Raw genomic sequence first — 17,987 nt, 5'->3', positions numbered from 1 at the left:
CGCGTGGGCCGGCCGCGCCGGTCAGGAGGCGGACCCGCGGGCGCCGCCGTGCACCAGGCCGGGCTCGGCCGACGCGGGCGCGGCTTGGCCGGCGTCGCCGCCACTGGCCGCCGCGGCGGCCGCCGCCCCGCCGGCGACACCCAGGCTCTTCAGCTTACGATGCAAGGCCGAGCGTTCCATGCCCACGAACTCGGCGGTGCGCGAGACGTTGCCGCCGAACCGGGTGACCTGGGCCAGCAGATAGTCCCGTTCGAACATCTCGCGCGCCTCGCGCAGCGGCAGGGTCATGATCTCCGGCGACTTCTCCAGCCGCAGCGTGTCGGGCGTCAGGGCGCTGATTTCGCTCGGCAGCATGTCGGCGCGGATGGCCTCGCGCGGCTCCCCCGGCGCCATGATCAGCAGCCAGTCGATGACGTTGCGCAACTGCCGCACGTTGCCGGGCCAGTCGTAAGCCTGGAGGGCGGCCATCGCATCCTCGCCCAGGGGGCGCGGCGGGATACCCGCGGAGCGGGCGGCGGCGTCCATGAAGAACCGCGCCAACAGCGGGATGTCGCCGCGTCGCTCGACCAGAGACGGCACGCGCAGCGGGACCACGGCGAGGCGATAGTACAGATCCTCGCGGAAGCGGTGCTGCTGGATTTCGTCCTGGAGGTCGCGGTGGCTGGTGGCGATGACCCGGACGTCGACATGCACCCGCCGGGTGCCGCCCACGTGCTCGAAGGTCTGTTCCTGGAGCACGCGCACCAGCTTGCCCTGGGTCTCCAGCGGCATGTCGGCGATCTCGTCCAGCAGCAGGGTGCCGCCGTTGGCCTGCTCGAACATGCCCACCTTGCGCGGTGAATCGTAGCCGTCCACGCCGGTCTCGGTCCCGAACAGCTCCAGTTCCATGCGGTCGGGGTGCATGGCCGCGCAGTTCACCACCACGAAGGGCTGTTCGGCCCGGCGGCTGCGGGCGTGGATCTGGCGCGCCAACACCTCCTTGCCGGTGCCGGCCGGTCCGGTGATGAGCACGCGCGACCCGGTCGGCGCCACCTTGGAGATGGCCCCGCGCAACTGGCTGATGGGCGGGCTCTCGCCCACCAGTTCGCTGTGCGCGCCGATCCGGATGCGCAGTTCGGCGTTCTCCTGCTTCAGGCGCGCGGCCTCGACGGCGCGGTCCACCATCAGCAGCAGGCGGTCGGTCTTGAACGGCTTCTCGATGAAGTCGTAGGCGCCCTTCTTGATCGCTGCCACCGCGGTCTCGATGGTGCCGTGGCCGCTGATCATCAGCACCGGAAGCGTCGGATAGTCCCGCAAGACGTGGTCGAGCAGCTCCAGCCCATCGAGCCGGCTGCCCTCCAGCCAGATGTCCAGAACGACGAGGTTCGGACGCCGCTCGGCGATGGCCTGCAGGGCACTGTCACTGTCGGTCGCTTCCCGACAGGTGTGGCCCTCGTCCTCCAGGACGCCGGCCACCGCCATGCGGATGTCGCTCTCGTCGTCAACGATCAGGATGTCGTGGGGCATGATCACGCTGACAGGGCGCCAGCGCCCGCATCCCTGGTCTTGGTCATGGGTCTGGTTGCAATCCTGGTCATGGCAAGGGCGCATCCGTCGGCCGGTACGCCGGGTTGTCACACACCACCCTGGGCAGCCAGGGGAACCGGAGGCTTGGTATCGGCGGCGGACGCCACCGCACCGGGCGTGTCCGTCTCGTCGCTCCGACGCGGAAACACGAGGGTGATCCGCGCTCCCATCCCGGCCGCGTCGCCCAGGACGAGGTCACCGCGGTGATCCTCAAGAATCTTCTTGACGATGGCCAGACCGAGGCCCGTGCCCTTGGTCCGGGTGGTCACGTAGGGCTCCGTCAGGCGTTCACGATCCAGGGCCGGCAGACCCTTGCCGTTATCCTCGACCACGATCGCCACCGAGTCCGTGCGCTCCTCCAGCCCCACCCGAATGACGCCGGCCACCGCCGATGCTTGATCCTTTTCCTTTTCCAATCGGCCGTCAATCCCCTCGACCGCGTTCTTGAGCAGGTTGGTCAGCGCCTGCGTCACCTGGCGGGCGTCGCACCGCAGCCGGACCGGATGATCGGGCAGGTCGGTGTGATAGGTGATGCGCGGATAGGCCGTGCGTTGCAAGACCACGGCCTGTTGTACGATCCCGTTCAGGGTCTCGGTGCGCATGGTGGGGGCCGGCATCCGGGCGAAGGCCGAGAACTCGTCCACCATCTGGCCGATGTCGCTGACGTGGCGCACGATGGTGTCGGTACACTGCACGAAGGTGTCCTGGTCCTGGGTGAGCTGCTTGAGGTAGCGCCGCTTCAGGCGCTCGGCGGAGAGCTGGATCGGAGTCAGTGGATTCTTGATCTCGTGCGCGATGCGCCGCGCGACGTCGGCCCAGGCCGCCTTGCGCTGCGCCTGCTGCAACTCGGTGATATCATCGAAGGTCAAGACGTAACCCAGGATGCCCCCCTCAGCGTCGCGCTCGGCGCTCAGGCGCACCAGCAGCGTGAGGGTGCGTCCGTCGTGCCGATACGCAGTCTCGGCCTGGGCCGACCGGTCCGGACGGGGCCGGATCTGGTCCATCAGCGCGGCGATCTCCGGGATCAGGCGGGCGGCCGGGCGGCCCACCCAGGCGTTGAGGTCCTCGCCCAGGAGATCGCACGCGGACCGGTTGCCGAGCGTCACCAGGCCGTCGCGGTCGAGCGCGATGACGCCGGCGGAGACCCCGGCCAGCACCGTCTCGGTGAACCGGCGGCGCTCGTCCAGCTCCCGGTTGGCGCCCATGAGGCTCTTCTGCTGGGCCTCGATCTGCGCCGTCATGCGGTTGAACGCCCGCGACAGCGACGCCACCTCGTCATTGGCGGCGATCTCCTTGACCCGGACCCGCAGGTTGCCCTGGCGCACGCGGTCGGCGGCGTCGATCAGGGCCATGATGGGGGTCGCCAGGCGCGTTGCCATGGTCAGGCCCACGGCCACCGCCGCCAGCAGCAGCAGGACGGCGACCATGAGGAAGATCATGGACAGCGTGAACTCATAGCCCGAGCGGCGCCCCTCCAGTTCGCGGTATTGGTTGACCGCCTGTTCGGTGCTCTCGATCGCCCCCAGCACCGCGGGATCGACGAATCGCCCCACGTACAGGTACAGCGGCGTGACCGTATCGAGCCGCACCAGACCGCGTACCCGGTCGTCGTTCTCGCCGGTCAGAAGCGCGACGTCGCCACTGTCGGCCCGGTCCATGGCCCAGAACGGCACCTGCTCGAACTGCAGTGAGAAGGTGTAGCCGGCGCGGGCGATCACCTTGCCGTCCTTGCCGAACACCACCGCCTCGGTCAGGTTGCGCAACGCCGACTGCGTGCCCAGGAACTGACTCAGGCGTTGCGGGTCCCGGCTGATGCGCAGCCAGTCCCGGTTCAGGTCGTTGGCCATGGCCAGCACGTCGCCGGCGATCGCCTGCTGATGCTCCGTCAGGTACGCCTGGGCGACCTCTCGCGATTCATCGAGCGCGGTCGACACCCGCGTCGAGAACCAGCCCTGGACGCCGACCTGGAACACCAGGATCGAGAACACCGACGTCAGGATCGCCGGGGTCACCGCCACCACGCCGAACAACACCACCATGCGCACGTGCAGGCGCGATCCGGCCCCGCCGCTGCGACGGGCCGCCCAGACCTTCACCAGGCGGCGCGCCACCAGCAGGCCGAGCGCCAGCATGATCGCCAGGTTGACGTTGAGCAGACCCAGCATGACCGCCGGGTCCTTGATGGTCGGCCCCAGGCCGGTCAGCACCGCCGTGGTGACGCCCACCGACACCACCGCGGCCACGGCCAGGACCAGGGTCAGGGCGCGCGACAGGCGCGCGCGGCGCGCCCACAGGCCCAACCGCAGGAGCCGCCGTTTCAGGGTGCTGCGGGTGGCAGTGTCCATCGTGGTTCCGTTCCCAGGTCCGCCGGCCTTCCGGTCCGGGCGCGCCCCGGTCTGTCACCGTACGCCGCGAATCACCTGGATGTCCAATTCGCGGATCTTCTTGCGCAGGGTGTTCCGGTTCAGCCCCAGCAGGTGCGCGGCCCGGATCTGGTTGCCCTTGGTCGCCTCCAGCGACAGCGCGATCAGCGGGCGTTCCACCTCGCGCAACACCCGGTCGTGCAGCCCGGCGGCGGGCAGGGCCTCGTTGTGGGCCGCGAAGTACTCGCGCAGGTGACGTTCGACCAGCGTGCTCAGGCCCTCGCCGCTGCCGCCGCCGTTGCCGACCGTCGGCGGGGCGGCGGCCAGTTCGGCCTCGATCACGTCGACGCCGATGGTCTCCTGCGAGTACAGCGCGGCCAGGCGGCGCACCAGATTCTCCAGCTCGCGCACGTTGCCCGGCCAGCGGTGGCGCTTCAGGCGCTCCATCGCCGGCCCGTCGATCATCTTGCCGGGCAGGCCCTCCTCGGCCACCTGGGCCAGGAAATGCCGCACCAGTTCGGGGATGTCCTCGGCCCGCTCGCGCAGCGCCGGCAGGCGGATCGGAACGACATTGAGGCGGTAGAACAGATCCTCGCGAAACAGCCCCTGGCGGATCTGTTGGGTCAGGTCGCGGTGGGTGGCGGCGACGATGCGCACGTTGGCCCGGATCGCGGTGCGCCCGCCCACCGTGGTGTACTCGTTCTCCTGCAGCACGCGCAGCAGGCGGGTCTGCGCCTCGGGCGGCATATCGCCGATCTCATCCAGGAACAGGGTGCCGCCGTCGGCCTGCTCGAACCGGCCGACACCGCGCGTGGTGGCCCCGGTGAAGGCGCCCTTCTCGTGGCCGAACAGCTCGGACTCGATCAGCTCGCGCGGGATCGCCGCCATGTTGACCGCCACGAACGGCCCGCCGCGGCGCTTGCCGTAGTCATGCAGGGCGCGCGCCACCAACTCCTTGCCGGTGCCGGACTCGCCGGTGATCATCACCGTCAGGTCGGTGTTCATCAACCGGGCCAGCGTGCGGTAGATCTCCTGCATCGCCGGCGAGCGGCCGATCAGCGGCAGGCCCTCGTCCTCGTCCGCCACGTCGGGGCCGCGCGCCGCCGGCTGGCTGGGGGTCGACAGCGCGCGCCGCACCACGTTGACCAGTTCGGTCAGGTCGAAGGGTTTCGGCAGGTACTCGAACGCGCCACGCTCCGTCGCCTTGACCGCGGTCAGGAGGGTGTTCTGGGCGCTCATCACGATGATGCGCAGGTCCGGCCGGACCTTCTTGATACGCGGGATCAGGTCGAGACCGTTTTCGTCCGGCATGACCACGTCGGTGATGACCAGATCGCCGGCACCGTCGGAGACCCAGGTCCACAGCGTGGAGGCCGTCCCGGTGGTCCGCACCTCGTAGCCGGCCCGCCCCAGCGCCTGACTGAGGACCGTGCGGATGGCGCGGTCGTCATCGGCGATCAGGATGGTCCGGCCCTCGCCCGGCACGGCATCCAGCAGCGGCGCCATCGCCTCCGCGCCGGGGCCGACCGTCGCCTCGGTCATCGTCTCTCCTCCTCTCACGCTGTCTCTCACGCTGTCACACTCTGACCCTCTCACGCCTCGTGCCGCCGCGTTTGCCGGGCCGCCGGCGCCATCGGCAGCACGACCCGGAACACCGTCCGGCGCGGCTGGGTATCGAACTCGACGATGCCGCCGTGGTCGGTCACGATCTTGGCCACCAGCGGCAGGCCAAGGCCGCTGCCGGCCGGCTTGTTGGTGACGAAGGGCTCGAACAGGTGGCCGCGCATGTCCTCGGGGATGCCCGGCCCGTTGTCGCGCACCGTCACCACCAGCGGCAGGTCCAGCCGATCGGTCGAGCCCGGCGCGGCCAGCCGCAGGCCGTGCTGGTAGGCCGTGGACAGCACGATCTCGCCGCCCTCCGCCGGCACCACTTCGGCCGCGTTCTTGACCAGGTTCAGGAACACCTGCACGAGCTGGTCGCGGTTGCCGAGCACCGGCGGCAGCGACGGGTCGTAGCTCTCGACCAGACGGACGCCCCGGGCAAACCCGTTTTCGGCCACCCGGCGAACGTGCTCCAGAACCTGATGGATGTTGACCGGCTCGCGTTTCAGGGCGCCGCCCTCGCTGAACACGTCCATGCGGTCGACCAGGGCCACGATACGGTCGGTCTCGTCGCGGATGAGCTGGGTCAGCACCCGGTCCGGTTCGGGCACGCTCTGGTCGAGGAGCTGTGCCGCGCCGCGGATGCCCGACAGCGGGTTCTTGACCTCGTGCGCCAGCAGGCGCGCCATCGCAGACACCGACCGCGCCGCGCCCCGGCTCAACATCTGCTGGCCGATGCGCAGGGCCTTGGAATGCTCCTGGAACTGCACCACCACCCAATCGGCCATGTCGCCATGGGGCGAGACCTGGATGGTCATCACCCGGGGGCCGGTGCGCGGGGTGTCGATCTCCACTTCGTACTCGGACACGGCGCTGCTGTTGCGCCGCGCCTGGGAGATCAACGAGAACGTCTGGCTGTCGCGCGGCACCAGGTCGTCGAGCGGAGTGCCCTTGAGGTGGGCCAGGCTGCTCTCGAACAACTGCTCGCCGGCGGCGTTGAGGAACACCACCCGGTCGGCGTCGTCCAGCACCAGCACGGCCGAGGCGATGGCGTTGAGGATTGAGACCGGGTCGAGGGTCGGCTCCGACGTGGGACGGCCGCCATCGACGACCTTGAGGGACCGGCTCATGCTGCCTCCCGTGCCGACGGGCCGGCCGCCGGACCACCGTCCGCGCGTTCCGGCCGGGCCTCCGCCCAGAAGGCGACCAGGGCGGCCCGGGCGCACGCCGGGTCGGTCTCGGCATTGAAGGCGCGCCGGAAGGCCGCCGCGTCGCGCAGTCCCTGCACCGCCCACGCCATGTGCTTGCGGGCCAGGCGCAGGCCACGATAACCGCCGTAGTGGTCGATCAGGCCGTCGAAGTGCTCCAGGGCGATCGCGGCCCGGGCGAGAAGGTCCGGCTCGGCCGGCGCGGTTCCCGCCTCCAGGCCCTGGGCCACCAGCCCGGGCAGCCACGGCCGGCCCTGGGCGGCGCGCCCGATCATCACGCCGTCGGCGCCCGAGCGCGCCAGCAGCCGCCGGGCGTCGTCCAGCGAGCCGACGTCGCCGTTCCCGACCACCGGCACCGACACCGCCGCCTTAACGTCGCCGATCACCGACCAGTCGGCATGGCCGCCATAGAACTGGTCCCGGGTGCGCCCGTGTACCGTGATCATCCGCACCCCCAGGTCCTCGGCGATGCGCGCCAGCCGGGGGGCGTTGCGGTGGTCGGCGTCCCAGCCGGCCCGCATCTTGAGCGTCACCGGGACGGAGACCGCCGCCACCACGGCGCCGATGATGGCGGCGGCGCGCGGCTCGTCGCGCATCAGCGCGGCGCCGGCCTCGCCCTTGACCACCTTCTTGACCGGGCAGCCCATGTTGATGTCGATCAGCGCCGCTCCCTGGTCGGCGCAGGCGCGCGCCGCCTCGGCCATGATCACCGGGTCGCAGCCGGCGAGCTGCACGGCGGCCGGCCCGGCGTCCCCGCAGGATCCGGCCGCGTGCCCCAGGCGGGTATCGTGGCCGCTGGCGACGCGCCCGCTGGCGATCATTTCGGAGACCGTCAGGCCGCACCCGAAGCGCCACGCCAGCCGCCGGAACGGCGCGTCGGTGATGCCCGACATGGGCGCGAGCAGCACACGGTTGCGCAGGCGCAGGGGACCGATGGTCAGGGTCATGGGGAGAAACCGATGGGGAGCGGAACCGGGTCAGAAGACGCGCATTATGCACACTGCTTAGGCAATTGGCGACCCATCTTGCGGCAGTCCGTCTGTTTTTTGCGCGTCAGGCCAGCACGGTCGAGATGAACTTGACGCCCGGGAAGGCCAGGGTCAGCAGCAGGTAGGCCAGCAGCACGTAGCGCGCCGCGGCGCGACCACGAACCCCGGCCCAGCGATGCGCGGCCAAGAGGCCGCCGATGACCGCGAACGCCAGCAGCGACAGCAGCGTCTTGTGATCCAGCACCAGCAGGGTCCCGCTGACGAACGTCTGCACCGCCATGCCGCTGAGCAGCCCGAGGCCGAGCACCGCCTCCGACCAGGCCAGCAGGGCCACCGAGAGGCGCTCCGACTCCGTCACCGACGGAAGCAGCCTCGTCAGCCGCGTCGGCTGCTTGCGCTTCAGCGCCCGTTCCTGGAGGAAGGCTCCGAGGGCCGCGACCGCCGCGATCGTCAGCAGGCCATAGGTGATGACCGACACCACGATGTGGAACACCAGCCAGGCGGCCGGCGGCGCCTGGCCGCGCAGGGGCAGGACGGCGTCGTCCGCCCCGGCCGTGACGCCCGCCACCACGCCCAGCAGGCCGAGGTAGGGCATCAGCAGCGGCGCCAGCCGCCAGGCATGGCGGCTGACCATGGTCACCAGGAAGAACAACAGGGCGCTGGTGGCGATCGCCACCCACAGGGTCGCGGAAACACCGGTGTGCCAACCCTCTGTGAGCTGCCAGGTGACCCAGAAGGTCGGCCCCATGGCCGCCAGCACCGTGGCGGCCGCCTGCCACACCGGCTTGGCGGCACGCCACAGCGGCAGCACGGCCGCCGGCACCAGGAACAGGACGGCGGCGAGATGGAACCCCAGCGTGTTGACCATGGCGGGACTATACCGCGCGATCGGTGGCATCACAACGCGCGGCGTTCGCAATTGCGGAACAGCGTGCCCCCGCGGCCGCGCCGCGGGCGCGGAACGACGTTCCAGACCCTGGCCGAATGCACTACCCTGCGCCGCCCGCGGGGCGCTTCGGCGCCATGGGACCGAAACAACGGAGCGACGAGGGACACGGCGACCATGACGGAGGCGGTGCAAGGCGGGAGCAAGGGCGGACCGAAGCGGGTGGCCCTGATCGTGGCGGCGGGGCGCGGTTACCGGCTGGGCGGCGGCCTGCCCAAGCAGTACCTGACCCTGGGCGGGCGGCCGATCCTGCGGCATTGCCTGGCCACCTTCGCCGCTCACCCCGACGTGTCCGCGATCCGCGTCGTCATCCATCCCGACGACCGGCCGCTCTACGAGCAGGCGGCGCGCGGCCTCGACCTGCTGGAGCCGGTGCCGGGCGGCGCCGAACGCCAGGACTCGGTGCGCCTGGGCCTGGAAAGCCTGGCGGAACTGGCGCCCGACCAGGTGCTGATCCACGACGCCGCGCGACCCTTCGTCACCGTCGGCGTCATCGACCGGGTCATCGCTGCCCTGGACCACCACGCCGGCGCCATCCCTGCCGTCGCCCAGGCCGACACCCTGAAGCGCGCCGACGCCGACGGCCGCATCACGGGGACCGTGGACCGCGCCGGGTTGTGGCGCGCGCAGACGCCGCAGGGCTTCCGGTTCGAGGCTATCCGGGCCGCCCACCGCGCCGCCGCCGGCCAGGCACTGACGGATGACGCGGCGGTGCTGGAGGCGGCCGGCGGCACGGTCGTGCTGGTGCCGGGCGCGGAGGACAACGGCAAGGTCACCACCGCCGACGACCTGCGCCGCGCCGAGGCCCGGTTCCGCGGCGCGGGCGAGGTCCGGGTTGGCACCGGCTTCGACGTGCACGCCTTCGGTCCCGGCGACCACGTCACCCTGGGCGGGGTGCGCATCCCGCACACCCAGGGCCTGTCGGGCCACTCGGACGCCGACGTCGGCCTGCATGCCCTGGCCGACGCGATCTACGGCGCCATTGCCGCCGGCGACATCGGCCGCCACTTCCCGCCCAGCGAGGCGCGCTGGAAGGGCGCGCCCTCGGACGTGTTCTTGCGCCATGCTGGCGGGCTGGTCGAGGCCCTGGGCGGACGAATCCTGCACCTGGACCTCACCCTGATCTGCGAGCGCCCCAAGGTCGGCCCGCACCGCGCCGCCATCGCCGGCCGCATCGCCGAGATCCTGGGACTCGACGGCGGCCGGGTGGCGGTCAAGGCCACCACCACCGAACGGCTCGGCTTCACCGGCCGCGGCGAAGGCATTGCCGCCCAGGCCGCCGCCACGGTATCGCTCCCGGGGTAAGCCGGAGGGCGAGAGTTGATGGTTGCGATATCAACCTTCTGCGGCCGTTTGTTCGCCCAGCCACTGAAGAAATGGGGGATGCCCGCCAACGATGGGCAGGGCGACCGCACAGGCGCAATCATAGGAATGCAGCGCCTGCACCCGCGCCGCCAGCCGATCCACCAGGTCGCGCCGGGTCTTGGCGACGAAAGCGACCTCCGGATCCTCGTGGGTCTGGCCCTCCCATTCGTAGATCGAGGTCATGGGGCCCAGGACGTTGACGCAAGCCGCCAGCCGATCGGCCACCAGTTCGTGCCCGATGCGCACCGCCTCGTCATGCGAGCCGGCGGTCATGTAAACCAGACAGTATTCCAATGGACTCCTCCCGGCGGGCTGCCTATCCTGCCGTGCATGAGCGCGCGCCCGCGATCCGGACCCGCTGCCCGCGATGCCGCCGACGAGGCGGCCGCGCCCGGCAGCCTGCGCAGCGCGCCGGCCGGCGTCAAGCCGCCGCCGGCGGCCGGGACCGGCGACTCGCCCCCTGCCCCGCCGCCGAGTCCCGGACCGGCTCCCAAACCGACCAAAGCCCCCAGACCGACCAAAGCCCAGCGGGCTTGGCTGCGACGCGGCTTGGCGCAGCCGGGCGGTAAGCTGCCCCTGTTCGACGCCAACGGCCGGCGGGTCAGCCGCCGCCTGGTTCAGGCGTGCCTGGACGCCGGCTGGGCCGAGCCCTGGTTCGCCAACCCGGTCAAGCCGGATTGGCAGGTCTGCAAGCTGACAGACGCGGGGCGGACGGTGGCGGAAGGACCGTAATACCGGCCGGCCGGTGCGACCGCACCGGCGCCGCGAAGCCGCGGATGGCTCTTGTTCTGACGAGTCAGGACAAGAGCCGACCAGACTACCCGGCGCCCACACGGGCGCGTGGGCGCCAGACGGCCACCCCCGATCATCCCTTCGCGTACGGGTTCTCGCTCTTGCGCAGGAACAGGCGCACCGGTACCCCGTCGAATCCGAACGCCTCGCGCAGACCGTTGACCAGGTAGCGCACATAGCTGTCGGGCAGATCCTCGGGCCGGCTGCAGAACACCGCGAAGGTAGGCGGCCGAGCCTTGGCCTGGGTCATGTAGCGCAGCCGGATGCGCTTGCCGTGCTTGCCCATGGGCGGCGGATGCTCGCCGGTCATCCCCGCCAGCCAGCGGTTCAGGCGGCCGGTGGAGACGCGCACGTTCCAGCGCGCGTGCATCTCGAACACCGTGTCCATCAGGCGGTCCAGGTTGCGGCCCTGCAACGCCGAGACGGTCACGAACGGGAGCCCCCGCACCTGGGCCAGCGAGGTCTCCAGGCGGTCGCGCACGCGCCGCAGGGTGGCCTCACGGTCGGCGGCGGCGTCCCACTTGTTGACCGCCAGCACCAAGGCGCGGCCCTCCTCCACCACCATGCGGGCGATGGTCAGGTCCTGGCGGTCCATCACCATGTCAGCGTCCATCATCAGCACCACCACCTCGGCCAGGCGGATGGCGTTGAGGGTGTCCGCGACCGACAGCTTCTCCAGGCTGTCGGTCACCCGGCCCTTGCGGCGCAGGCCGGCGGTGTCGACCAGCCGCACCGGGCGGCCGCGGTGCGTCCAGTCGACGGTGATGGAGTCGCGGGTCACGCCCGCTTCCGGCCCGGTCAGCAGGCGGTCGTCCCCGATCAGACGGTTGACCAGGGTCGACTTGCCGGTGTTGGGGCGGCCGACGATGGCGAGGTTGAGCGGCCGGCCGGGGTCGTCGGGCTCGGGCTCGGCGTCGTCCTCGGCGCCGGCCATGGCGCGCGCCTCCAGGTCGGGCGGCAGCGCCTCCGCGCCCGCCGCATCCGCGCCGTCCGGCGCCCCGGCCTCGCCCGCGGCGGCCTGGCGCTCATGCAGGGCCGCCTCGTGCGGCAGCAGGGCCTCGTACAGCAGCGCCAACCCCTCGCCGTGCTCGGCCGACAGCGGCACCGGATCGCCCAGGCCGAGCCCGTAGGACTCGTACAGCCCGGCCTCGCCCGCGCCCCCCTCGCACTTGTTGGCGACCAGCACGACCGGGGTCGGGGATTCCCGCAGCACCTGGGCGAAATGGGCGTCCATGGGGGTCACGCCGGTGCGGGCGTCGATCAGCATCAGCACCACGTCGGCCTCGGCCATGGCCCGCTCGGTCTGATGCCGCATGCGGGTCTCCAGGGCATCGGCCGGCGCCTCCTCCAGGCCGGCGGTGTCGACCAGCCGCAGCGCCATGTCGCCCAGCCGGCCGTCGGCGAAGCGGCGGTCCCGCGTCACCCCCGGCTGGTCATGGACGATCGCCAGCCGGCGCCCGGCCAGCCGGTTGAACAGGGTGGACTTGCCCACATTGGGGCGGCCGATGATGGCGACGGTCAACGGTGTCATGAAACGGGGACTCGCAAAGGGCCGGGTCGGCGGCACCGACCCGGGGGCGCCCGGCACGCCGGGGCGCGGGTGTCGTCCTACCGGTAGGCGATCAGGTCGCCGTTGTCGGTGAGGATGAGGAGGGTATCGGCCGCCAGCACCGGCGGAAGGGTGATGCCGGCCGGGGCCTCGACGTAGCCCAGCACGCGGCCGTCGTAGGGCGAGACGGCGAGAATCTCCTCGTTACTGCCGGTCACGATCAGGCGGTCGGATGCCAGCAGCGGGCCGCCCCAGGTGATCGGCCCCTCCTTGTCGTCGGGATCCTCCCAGCGTTGCAGGGGCGTGACCCAGAGAATGCGGCCGTCGTCGGCCGAAACCGCGACCAGATCGGCCTCGGCGGTGATGACGTACAGTGTGCGGCCGGCGATCCAGGGCTGATGCACGCCGCCCAGCTCCGCCTGCCAGATGCGTTCGCCCGTCGCCAGGTCAATGGCGGTCATCAGGCCGCTGTGGCCGACCACATAGACGCGGTTGCCGGCCATCACCGGCCGCGCCCGGATGTCGCGCAGATTGCCCGCGGCATCGGTCCGGCGCACCGTGGTGACGCTGTCCTGCCACAGCACGGCGCCGGTCTCCACCCGCAGCGCGTACAGCTCGCCGGACGAATAGGCAACGATCACCGCGCCCTGGTCGACCGCCGGGGCGGGTGTGCCCAGCAGGCTGGCGACCTCGGGCGAGCCGGCATGAGTCCACAGCTTGCGGCCGTCCTGAGCGGCGAGGGCGATGGTCTGGTTGTCGACGGTGACCACGAACACGCGGCCGCTGTTGAGCGTGGGCGCTGCCCGGATCGGCACGCCGACCTCTTCGCGCCAGATTTCCTGGCCGCTCGCGGCGTCGAGGGCGATGACCTTGGCGAAGCCCGTGGTCGCATAGAGCCGGCCATCGGCCCCGAAGGCCAGACCGCCGCCCAGAAGGTAGCCGTCGTCCTCCTCGCGGGCGCGATCGGGCAGCCAGACGCTCCACAGCAGGTCGCCGGTGGCGAGATCGTAGGCCCGCACCTCGGCCTCGGCGTCGATGGTGTAGATGCGCCCGCCGCCGATGACCGGCTCGGCCAGCAGCGCGTCGCGCGACCCCGAGCCGGTGCCGATGTCGGTGCGCCAGGCGAGCGCCGGCGCCTCGCCCAGACTCATGTGGTGCATGGCGTGGTTGGCGTAACCGCCGGCCATCGGCCAGTCGTCGTTGGGCGCGGGAGCCGGCAGCCGGATCTCGCCCGCCTCGCCGGCCACGGTCGGCGACAGGCGCACCTCGCGCTCCAGCACGCTGATGCGCGTGCCCGGCAACGGATCCTGGGTCTCCGCCCCGATCCAGCCGCAGCCGGCCAGCGCCGCCACCAGCCCGATCGCGAGACCCGCGCGTCCGCGCCCCATGCCGCCGTTCGTCATCGCCTCAGCCCTCGGCCTCCGGTGCGGCCCCGTCGCCCTCGCCCGGGGCCGGCCCGCCCAGCATGGAGAGCATTTCGGCCGCGCGCGAACGCACGCCCGGCGGCGCCTCGCGGGCCTCCTTCAGATCGGCGAACGCGGTCCGGGCTGCGGCGGTGTCGCCCTCGCGCAACGCCAGCACGGCCAGCAGTTCCCGCGCCATGAACCGCCACGGGCCGGCCTCGGTATCGAGCGGCGCCAGCCGGCCGCGCACGGCGCCGGCGCTCTCGGTGTCCATGGCATGCAGCGCCGCCAGCACGGTCGCCAGATCGCGCATCGGCTGCGGCGCGCCGCCGTCGGCGGACAGCGCGTCGTAGGCCGCGACGGCGCCGGCCTCGTCCCCCGCCTCGACCAGGGCGTTGGCGGCCTGGAGCGCCGCCAGATCGGCGTAGCCGGTGCGCCCCTCCTGCGCGAGCACATCCAGCGCGGGACGATCGACCCCCTGACCGCGCACGGCCGCGTAGTAGCGTTCGGCCTCGTCAGCCCGGACCGACGCCTGCCAGGCGGTCCAACCCTGCATCCCGGCCACGATGCCCACCACCAGAACCGCCGCGGCGATCACATAGCCGCCGTAGCGTTTCCACAGCTTCTGCATCTGCTCCGCGCGCAGGTCTTCCTCGACCTCGCGGAACAGGGCGGCCTGGGCCGGATCCAGATCGTCGGGCGCGGACGGGGCCTGATCGTCTTCGCGGGCGCGCCTGGGCGTTTTCGCCACGGGTGTCTCCTCGAGTCCTCTGTGCGGGGCGGTCGTGCGACAGTGGCCGGTCACCGGGGCGGGACCGGTCGCACACCATAATCAGCGCATGCCGGGAAGGCAACGCGGGAGCCGCGCGGTCGCCGGACGCCGGCTCAGGCCGCCTTCCACTTGATCGAACAGCCCATCGACGGGGTCTGCTCGCGCGGTCCCTGCCCGGTTTCGGCGACCGCCATCATGGCCTCGTACAACTCGCGGCGGGCGTCGGGCCCCGCCGGCTGCTTGCCCGAGGAGTCCAGGCGGCCTCGGTACTGAAGCCCCAGGTCGCGGTCGAAGCCGAAGAAGTCGGGCGTGCACACGGCGTCATAGGCCCGCGCGATCTCCTGCGTTGCATCGTGCAGGTAGGGGAAGCGGAACCCGTGGTCGGCGGCGAACCGCGTCATGTTGTCGAAGGAGTCGTCGGGGTACTGCACCGGGTCGTTGGAGCAGATGGCGGCCACGCCGACGCCCACGTCCATGAGCGCGTGGGCATCGCGCACCAGCCGGTCGATGACCGCCTTGACGTAGGGGCAGTGGTTGCAGATGAACACGATCAGGGTGGCGCGCGGTCCGCGCACGTCGGCCAGCGTCCAGGTGCGGCCATCGGTGCCGGGGAGCGAGAAATCGGGAGCGCGCCAACCGAAATCGCAGATCGGGGTATGCACGGCCATGGCGGTATCGAGCCTCCGTGGTGGCGGGGAAAGGGGCGCCGGATTCAACGATCCTTAACCCCGGGGCAGGTAGGGTGACCAGACCGCGCTTGCAACGGCAGCCTCGGTGGGCCGGTCGATGCCGCCCGACGTATGCATCGGCGGCTGGAGCGGCGGGACGGGAGCGACGAGGAATGGGGCGGGGGCGTGATGGACGCGAACACCAGGCGGCGGCCTGAGACAGGCGGGGCCACTCCATGGGCGACACCATGGGCCACACGACGGACCGCACGCCGGTCCCCCTGGAAGCGCGGGGCCGGCGCCCTGGCCGGGGGCCTGGCTGGGGCTACGGCGCTGGTCGCGCTGGCCGGCTGCGATACCATGTACGACGTCGCCACCCATCCGGTGACGCTGACCGCCGGCGCCGTCAACATCGCCTCGGTGGTGGCCTCCGACAAGACCATTCCCGACCACGTCGTCTCGCTCGTGACCGGACACGACTGCTCCACGGTCCGCTATGGCGACGGCGGGTACTACTGCGTGCAACCGTTGCCTGCCAATATGCCGGTCGAGACGCGGCTGTACTGCTACCGCTCGATCGGCGGCATCACCTGTTATGATAAAGCGGTTCCGGGCGAGAACGGCCGCCTGGTGACCGATCCTCGCCACGTCATCAGTTCCCGGGATCTGGCCGGCCCCATGGTCGGCCCGCGTCCGGGGCAACGCTAACGCGGCGTCGCGTCCGACGTCGGAGCTCGGCGTGAGTCCGGCTTCGGGCGACCGGCTGTAGCCTGCGCCGGCCGCTCGCCGCCGGCGGACGAGCCGACACACCTCAGCCGCGGCAGCGGCCAGTTAGGTCTCGACAGGGTCGACGACTCGGCTGACAATGCCCCGCGACGCGACCATACAGGGGTCCCGGGACGCAGGGGACCGGGAAGCAGTGGAGCGCCCATGTCGAAGATCGTCCGCCTGCTCGAATACCGGCGCGGCACCCCCCTCGTCCATTTCACCCGATCGGAAATGAACTCCCTGCTGTCCCTGTACAGCCGCCGCGTCATGCGCGGCGAGTGGCGTGACTACGCCATCGACCAGAGCGACGGCATGGCCCGCTTCGCGGTCTTCCGCAGCAGCCTGGAACGCCCGCAGTACATCATCACCAAGCAGGCCCGCGGCCCCCAATCGCGCGGAACGGGAACGCTGGCGCCGCCCGCGCACCAGTACACGGTGTTGACCGGCCGCGAGACCCTGGCGCGGGGATCCGCCCTGCTGGACGTGCTGGCCGTGTTCGACCGGCCGATCAAGCTGCGGGGCTCGTCATGACGACGCTGGCCCGCGCCGCGCACGTGGCCGACGCGGTGCTGCCGCTGCTGCGCGCCGCGCTGGGCGGGGTCGAGACCCGCCACAGCGGCGCAACCATCGGCCTATACCTCAAGGGGACGCTGTTCGGCGTGATCCAGGACGGGGTTCTGCTGTTCCGCGTCGATGCCCGCACCCGCGCGGCCTACGACGCCGCCGAGCGTGACGCCGACACCGCAGACGACACCTCAGCCGACACCGACTCCGAGAAGGCGGCGGCCGATATCATGACCCACTTCGAGCCGCCGGGCGGGGGTGCGCTGGTGGCCGCCAGCTTCCGGCGGGTACCACCGTTCGTTCTGGACGACGAGGACATGCTGGCGGACTGGGGTCGGGCGGCCTGGGAAGCGGGCAAGCGCGCCCGCGCCGCCGCCGGGTCCTGACCGCGCGCCCGGTCGCGCCATGCCCACCATGCCCACCGCCGATGCGCCGCCTCGCCCGCCGGTGCTGGAGGACGGCCCGACCGACGGACCGCGGCTGCTGCTGGCGCACGGCGCCGGCGCCCCGATGGACTCCGACTGGATGACGACCGTGGCGACAGGGCTCGCCGAGGCCGGCGTGCGGGTCGTGCGCTTCGAGTTCCCTTACATGGCCGCGCGCCGCCGCGACGGCCGCCGCCGTCCGCCCGATCGTGAACCGGTGCTCCTGGATACCTGGCGGGCCATGATCGCCGCCCATGGCCCGGCCGACCGCGTGGTCATCGGCGGCAAGTCTTTGGGGGGACGCATGGCCTCCCTGCTCGCGGACGATGCCGGGGTGCGCGCCCTGCTCTGCCTGGGCTACCCGGTCCACCCGGCGGGCCGCCCCGACCGCCTGCGCACGGCGCATCTCGAACACCTGCGCACCCCGACCCTGATCTGCCAGGGCACGCGCGATCCCATGGGCGGCCGGGAGGTGGTCCCGGGTCTGCGCCTGTCGCCGGCCATCCGGCTGCACTGGCTGGAGGACGGCGACCACGGCTTCAAGCCGCGCAAGGCCTCCGGCCGCACCGAGGCCCAGGCCCTGGCCGAGGCGGTCACGGTCGCGGCCCGGTTCATGCACGATCCGGCGGCCCCCGATCGTCCCGAACCCGGCGCATGACCGGACGCAAACGCTCGATCACCATCGCCGGCCATCCGACCAGTGTCTCGCTGGAGGACCCGTTCTGGGACGCCTTGCGCGACATCGCGGCGGCCGAGGGCCGCACCGTCGCGGACATCGTCACCGAGGTGGATGCCGCCCGTGCCGCCGGCCCGCACGGACCGCGCCTCAACCTGTCCAGTGCCCTGAGGGTCCATGTGCTGGCGCACTACCGCGCGCGGGCGACGCACGCACCGGATGCGGTCCAGGACTAGCAGGCTGCGGAAAAAGCGGTGTGGTTTCCCCCTTTCCCCATCGACAGCGGCGAAAATCGGTGCTGTCGGTGAGGTTAGGACCGCCGTTTCCGGCG

The 17,987-nt window shown here is 71.7% G+C and carries 18 protein-coding genes; 7 read left to right on the top strand and 11 right to left on the bottom strand.

The annotated features are described in order from the left end of the window. Positions 1 to 21: 21 nt before the first annotated feature. The 6 genes from ntrX to GGD88_RS02070 all read right to left on the bottom strand — a co-directional run bounded on the left by ntrX (position 22) and on the right by GGD88_RS02070 (position 8,596). Positions 22 to 1,506: a nitrogen assimilation response regulator NtrX gene (gene ntrX, locus GGD88_RS02095; protein WP_184431243.1), complete on the bottom strand. Its 1,485-nt coding sequence runs from the start codon at positions 1,504 to 1,506 to the stop codon at positions 22 to 24. Between the two features lie 107 nt (positions 1,507 to 1,613). Then, positions 1,614 to 3,911, bottom strand: coding sequence for a sensor histidine kinase NtrY-like (locus GGD88_RS02090; RefSeq protein WP_184431241.1), 2,298 nt, complete (start codon positions 3,909 to 3,911; stop codon positions 1,614 to 1,616). Between the two features lie 54 nt (positions 3,912 to 3,965). Further along, complete coding sequence (ntrC, locus tag GGD88_RS02085) at positions 3,966 to 5,435, bottom strand: nitrogen regulation protein NR(I) (RefSeq protein WP_184431573.1); 1,470 nt, start codon at positions 5,433 to 5,435, stop codon at positions 3,966 to 3,968. Positions 5,436 to 5,521: 86 nt separating this feature from the next. Further along, complete coding sequence (locus tag GGD88_RS02080) at positions 5,522 to 6,661, bottom strand: two-component system sensor histidine kinase NtrB (protein ID WP_184431239.1); 1,140 nt, start codon at positions 6,659 to 6,661, stop codon at positions 5,522 to 5,524. Beyond that, positions 6,658 to 7,686, bottom strand: coding sequence for a tRNA dihydrouridine synthase DusB (dusB, locus tag GGD88_RS02075; protein WP_184431237.1), 1,029 nt, complete (start codon positions 7,684 to 7,686; stop codon positions 6,658 to 6,660). The genes GGD88_RS02080 and dusB overlap by 4 nt, the downstream gene beginning before the upstream one ends. A 106-nt stretch (positions 7,687 to 7,792) precedes the next feature. Next, positions 7,793 to 8,596: a cytochrome C assembly family protein gene (locus tag GGD88_RS02070; RefSeq protein WP_184431235.1), complete on the bottom strand. Its 804-nt coding sequence runs from the start codon at positions 8,594 to 8,596 to the stop codon at positions 7,793 to 7,795. 195 nt (positions 8,597 to 8,791) lie between these two features. Between GGD88_RS02070 and GGD88_RS02065 the strand changes: the two genes are divergently transcribed. Further along, positions 8,792 to 9,979, top strand: a complete 1,188-nt coding sequence (locus GGD88_RS02065; protein WP_184431233.1) for a bifunctional 2-C-methyl-D-erythritol 4-phosphate cytidylyltransferase/2-C-methyl-D-erythritol 2,4-cyclodiphosphate synthase — start codon at positions 8,792 to 8,794, stop codon at positions 9,977 to 9,979. Between the two features lie 30 nt (positions 9,980 to 10,009). Here the strand turns inward: GGD88_RS02065 and cutA are convergent, their stop codons facing one another. Next, positions 10,010 to 10,333, bottom strand: a complete 324-nt coding sequence (gene cutA / locus GGD88_RS02060) for a divalent-cation tolerance protein CutA (RefSeq protein ID WP_246423509.1) — start codon at positions 10,331 to 10,333, stop codon at positions 10,010 to 10,012. Positions 10,334 to 10,588: 255 nt separating this feature from the next. On the opposite strand from cutA, the gene GGD88_RS02055 reads away from it, so the two are divergent. After that, entirely contained in the window at positions 10,589 to 10,771 is a 183-nt protein-coding gene (locus tag GGD88_RS02055; RefSeq protein ID WP_343056200.1) for a hypothetical protein, read from the top strand. 133 nt (positions 10,772 to 10,904) lie between these two features. Here the strand turns inward: GGD88_RS02055 and der are convergent, their stop codons facing one another. The 4 genes from der to GGD88_RS02035 all read right to left on the bottom strand — a co-directional run bounded on the left by der (position 10,905) and on the right by GGD88_RS02035 (position 15,223). Further along, positions 10,905 to 12,362: a ribosome biogenesis GTPase Der gene (der, locus tag GGD88_RS02050; RefSeq protein WP_184431231.1), complete on the bottom strand. Its 1,458-nt coding sequence runs from the start codon at positions 12,360 to 12,362 to the stop codon at positions 10,905 to 10,907. A 77-nt stretch (positions 12,363 to 12,439) separates the two neighbouring features. Beyond that, positions 12,440 to 13,783 (bottom strand): outer membrane protein assembly factor BamB family protein, encoded by a 1,344-nt coding sequence (locus tag GGD88_RS02045; RefSeq protein WP_184431229.1) that lies wholly within the window; start codon positions 13,781 to 13,783, stop codon positions 12,440 to 12,442. Positions 13,784 to 13,787: 4 nt separating this feature from the next. Next, positions 13,788 to 14,534, bottom strand: coding sequence for a tetratricopeptide repeat protein (locus GGD88_RS02040; protein ID WP_184431227.1), 747 nt, complete (start codon positions 14,532 to 14,534; stop codon positions 13,788 to 13,790). 134 nt (positions 14,535 to 14,668) lie between these two features. Continuing rightward, entirely contained in the window at positions 14,669 to 15,223 is a 555-nt protein-coding gene (locus tag GGD88_RS02035) for a thioredoxin family protein (RefSeq protein ID WP_184431225.1), read from the bottom strand. 360 nt (positions 15,224 to 15,583) lie between these two features. On the opposite strand from GGD88_RS02035, the gene GGD88_RS02030 reads away from it, so the two are divergent. The 5 genes from GGD88_RS02030 to GGD88_RS02010 all read left to right on the top strand — a co-directional run bounded on the left by GGD88_RS02030 (position 15,584) and on the right by GGD88_RS02010 (position 17,892). After that, entirely contained in the window at positions 15,584 to 15,931 is a 348-nt protein-coding gene (locus tag GGD88_RS02030) for a hypothetical protein (protein ID WP_184431223.1), read from the top strand. Between the two features lie 222 nt (positions 15,932 to 16,153). Beyond that, positions 16,154 to 16,522, top strand: a complete 369-nt coding sequence (locus GGD88_RS02025) for a DUF2794 domain-containing protein (protein ID WP_184431221.1) — start codon at positions 16,154 to 16,156, stop codon at positions 16,520 to 16,522. After that, positions 16,519 to 16,941 (top strand): TfoX/Sxy family protein, encoded by a 423-nt coding sequence (locus GGD88_RS02020; protein ID WP_184431219.1) that lies wholly within the window; start codon positions 16,519 to 16,521, stop codon positions 16,939 to 16,941. The genes GGD88_RS02025 and GGD88_RS02020 overlap by 4 nt, the downstream gene beginning before the upstream one ends. Positions 16,942 to 16,960: 19 nt before the next feature. Beyond that, positions 16,961 to 17,638: an alpha/beta family hydrolase gene (locus GGD88_RS02015; RefSeq protein ID WP_246423508.1), complete on the top strand. Its 678-nt coding sequence runs from the start codon at positions 16,961 to 16,963 to the stop codon at positions 17,636 to 17,638. Then, positions 17,635 to 17,892, top strand: coding sequence for a ribbon-helix-helix domain-containing protein (locus GGD88_RS02010; protein WP_184431217.1), 258 nt, complete (start codon positions 17,635 to 17,637; stop codon positions 17,890 to 17,892). Before GGD88_RS02015 ends, GGD88_RS02010 begins: the two co-directional genes overlap by 4 nt. Positions 17,893 to 17,987: the final 95 nt, after the last annotated feature.

It is taken from the genome of Roseospira goensis, from assembly GCF_014197795.1.
Classification (GTDB): Bacteria; Pseudomonadota; Alphaproteobacteria; order Rhodospirillales; family Rhodospirillaceae; genus Rhodospira; species Rhodospira goensis.
This window is presented reverse-complemented; position numbering and strand designations above follow the sequence as displayed.

Coding starts and splice junctions, on each gene's coding strand:
- ntrX (WP_184431243.1), bottom strand. CDS start 1,506: ATGCCCCACGACATCCTGATCGTTGACGACGAGAGCGACATCCGCATG.
- GGD88_RS02090 (WP_184431241.1), bottom strand. CDS start 3,911: ATGGACACTGCCACCCGCAGCACCCTGAAACGGCGGCTCCTGCGGTTG.
- ntrC (WP_184431573.1), bottom strand. CDS start 5,435: ATGGCGCCGCTGCTGGATGCCGTGCCGGGCGAGGGCCGGACCATCCTG.
- GGD88_RS02080 (WP_184431239.1), bottom strand. CDS start 6,661: ATGAGCCGGTCCCTCAAGGTCGTCGATGGCGGCCGTCCCACGTCGGAG.
- dusB (WP_184431237.1), bottom strand. CDS start 7,686: ATGACCCTGACCATCGGTCCCCTGCGCCTGCGCAACCGTGTGCTGCTC.
- GGD88_RS02070 (WP_184431235.1), bottom strand. CDS start 8,596: ATGGTCAACACGCTGGGGTTCCATCTCGCCGCCGTCCTGTTCCTGGTG.
- GGD88_RS02065 (WP_184431233.1), top strand. CDS start 8,792: ATGACGGAGGCGGTGCAAGGCGGGAGCAAGGGCGGACCGAAGCGGGTG.
- der (WP_184431231.1), bottom strand. CDS start 12,362: ATGACACCGTTGACCGTCGCCATCATCGGCCGCCCCAATGTGGGCAAG.
- GGD88_RS02045 (WP_184431229.1), bottom strand. CDS start 13,783: ATGACGAACGGCGGCATGGGGCGCGGACGCGCGGGTCTCGCGATCGGG.
- GGD88_RS02035 (WP_184431225.1), bottom strand. CDS start 15,223: ATGGCCGTGCATACCCCGATCTGCGATTTCGGTTGGCGCGCTCCCGAT.
- GGD88_RS02030 (WP_184431223.1), top strand. CDS start 15,584: ATGTACGACGTCGCCACCCATCCGGTGACGCTGACCGCCGGCGCCGTC.
- GGD88_RS02025 (WP_184431221.1), top strand. CDS start 16,154: ATGTCGAAGATCGTCCGCCTGCTCGAATACCGGCGCGGCACCCCCCTC.
- GGD88_RS02020 (WP_184431219.1), top strand. CDS start 16,519: ATGACGACGCTGGCCCGCGCCGCGCACGTGGCCGACGCGGTGCTGCCG.
- GGD88_RS02015 (WP_246423508.1), top strand. CDS start 16,961: ATGCCCACCATGCCCACCGCCGATGCGCCGCCTCGCCCGCCGGTGCTG.
- GGD88_RS02010 (WP_184431217.1), top strand. CDS start 17,635: ATGACCGGACGCAAACGCTCGATCACCATCGCCGGCCATCCGACCAGT.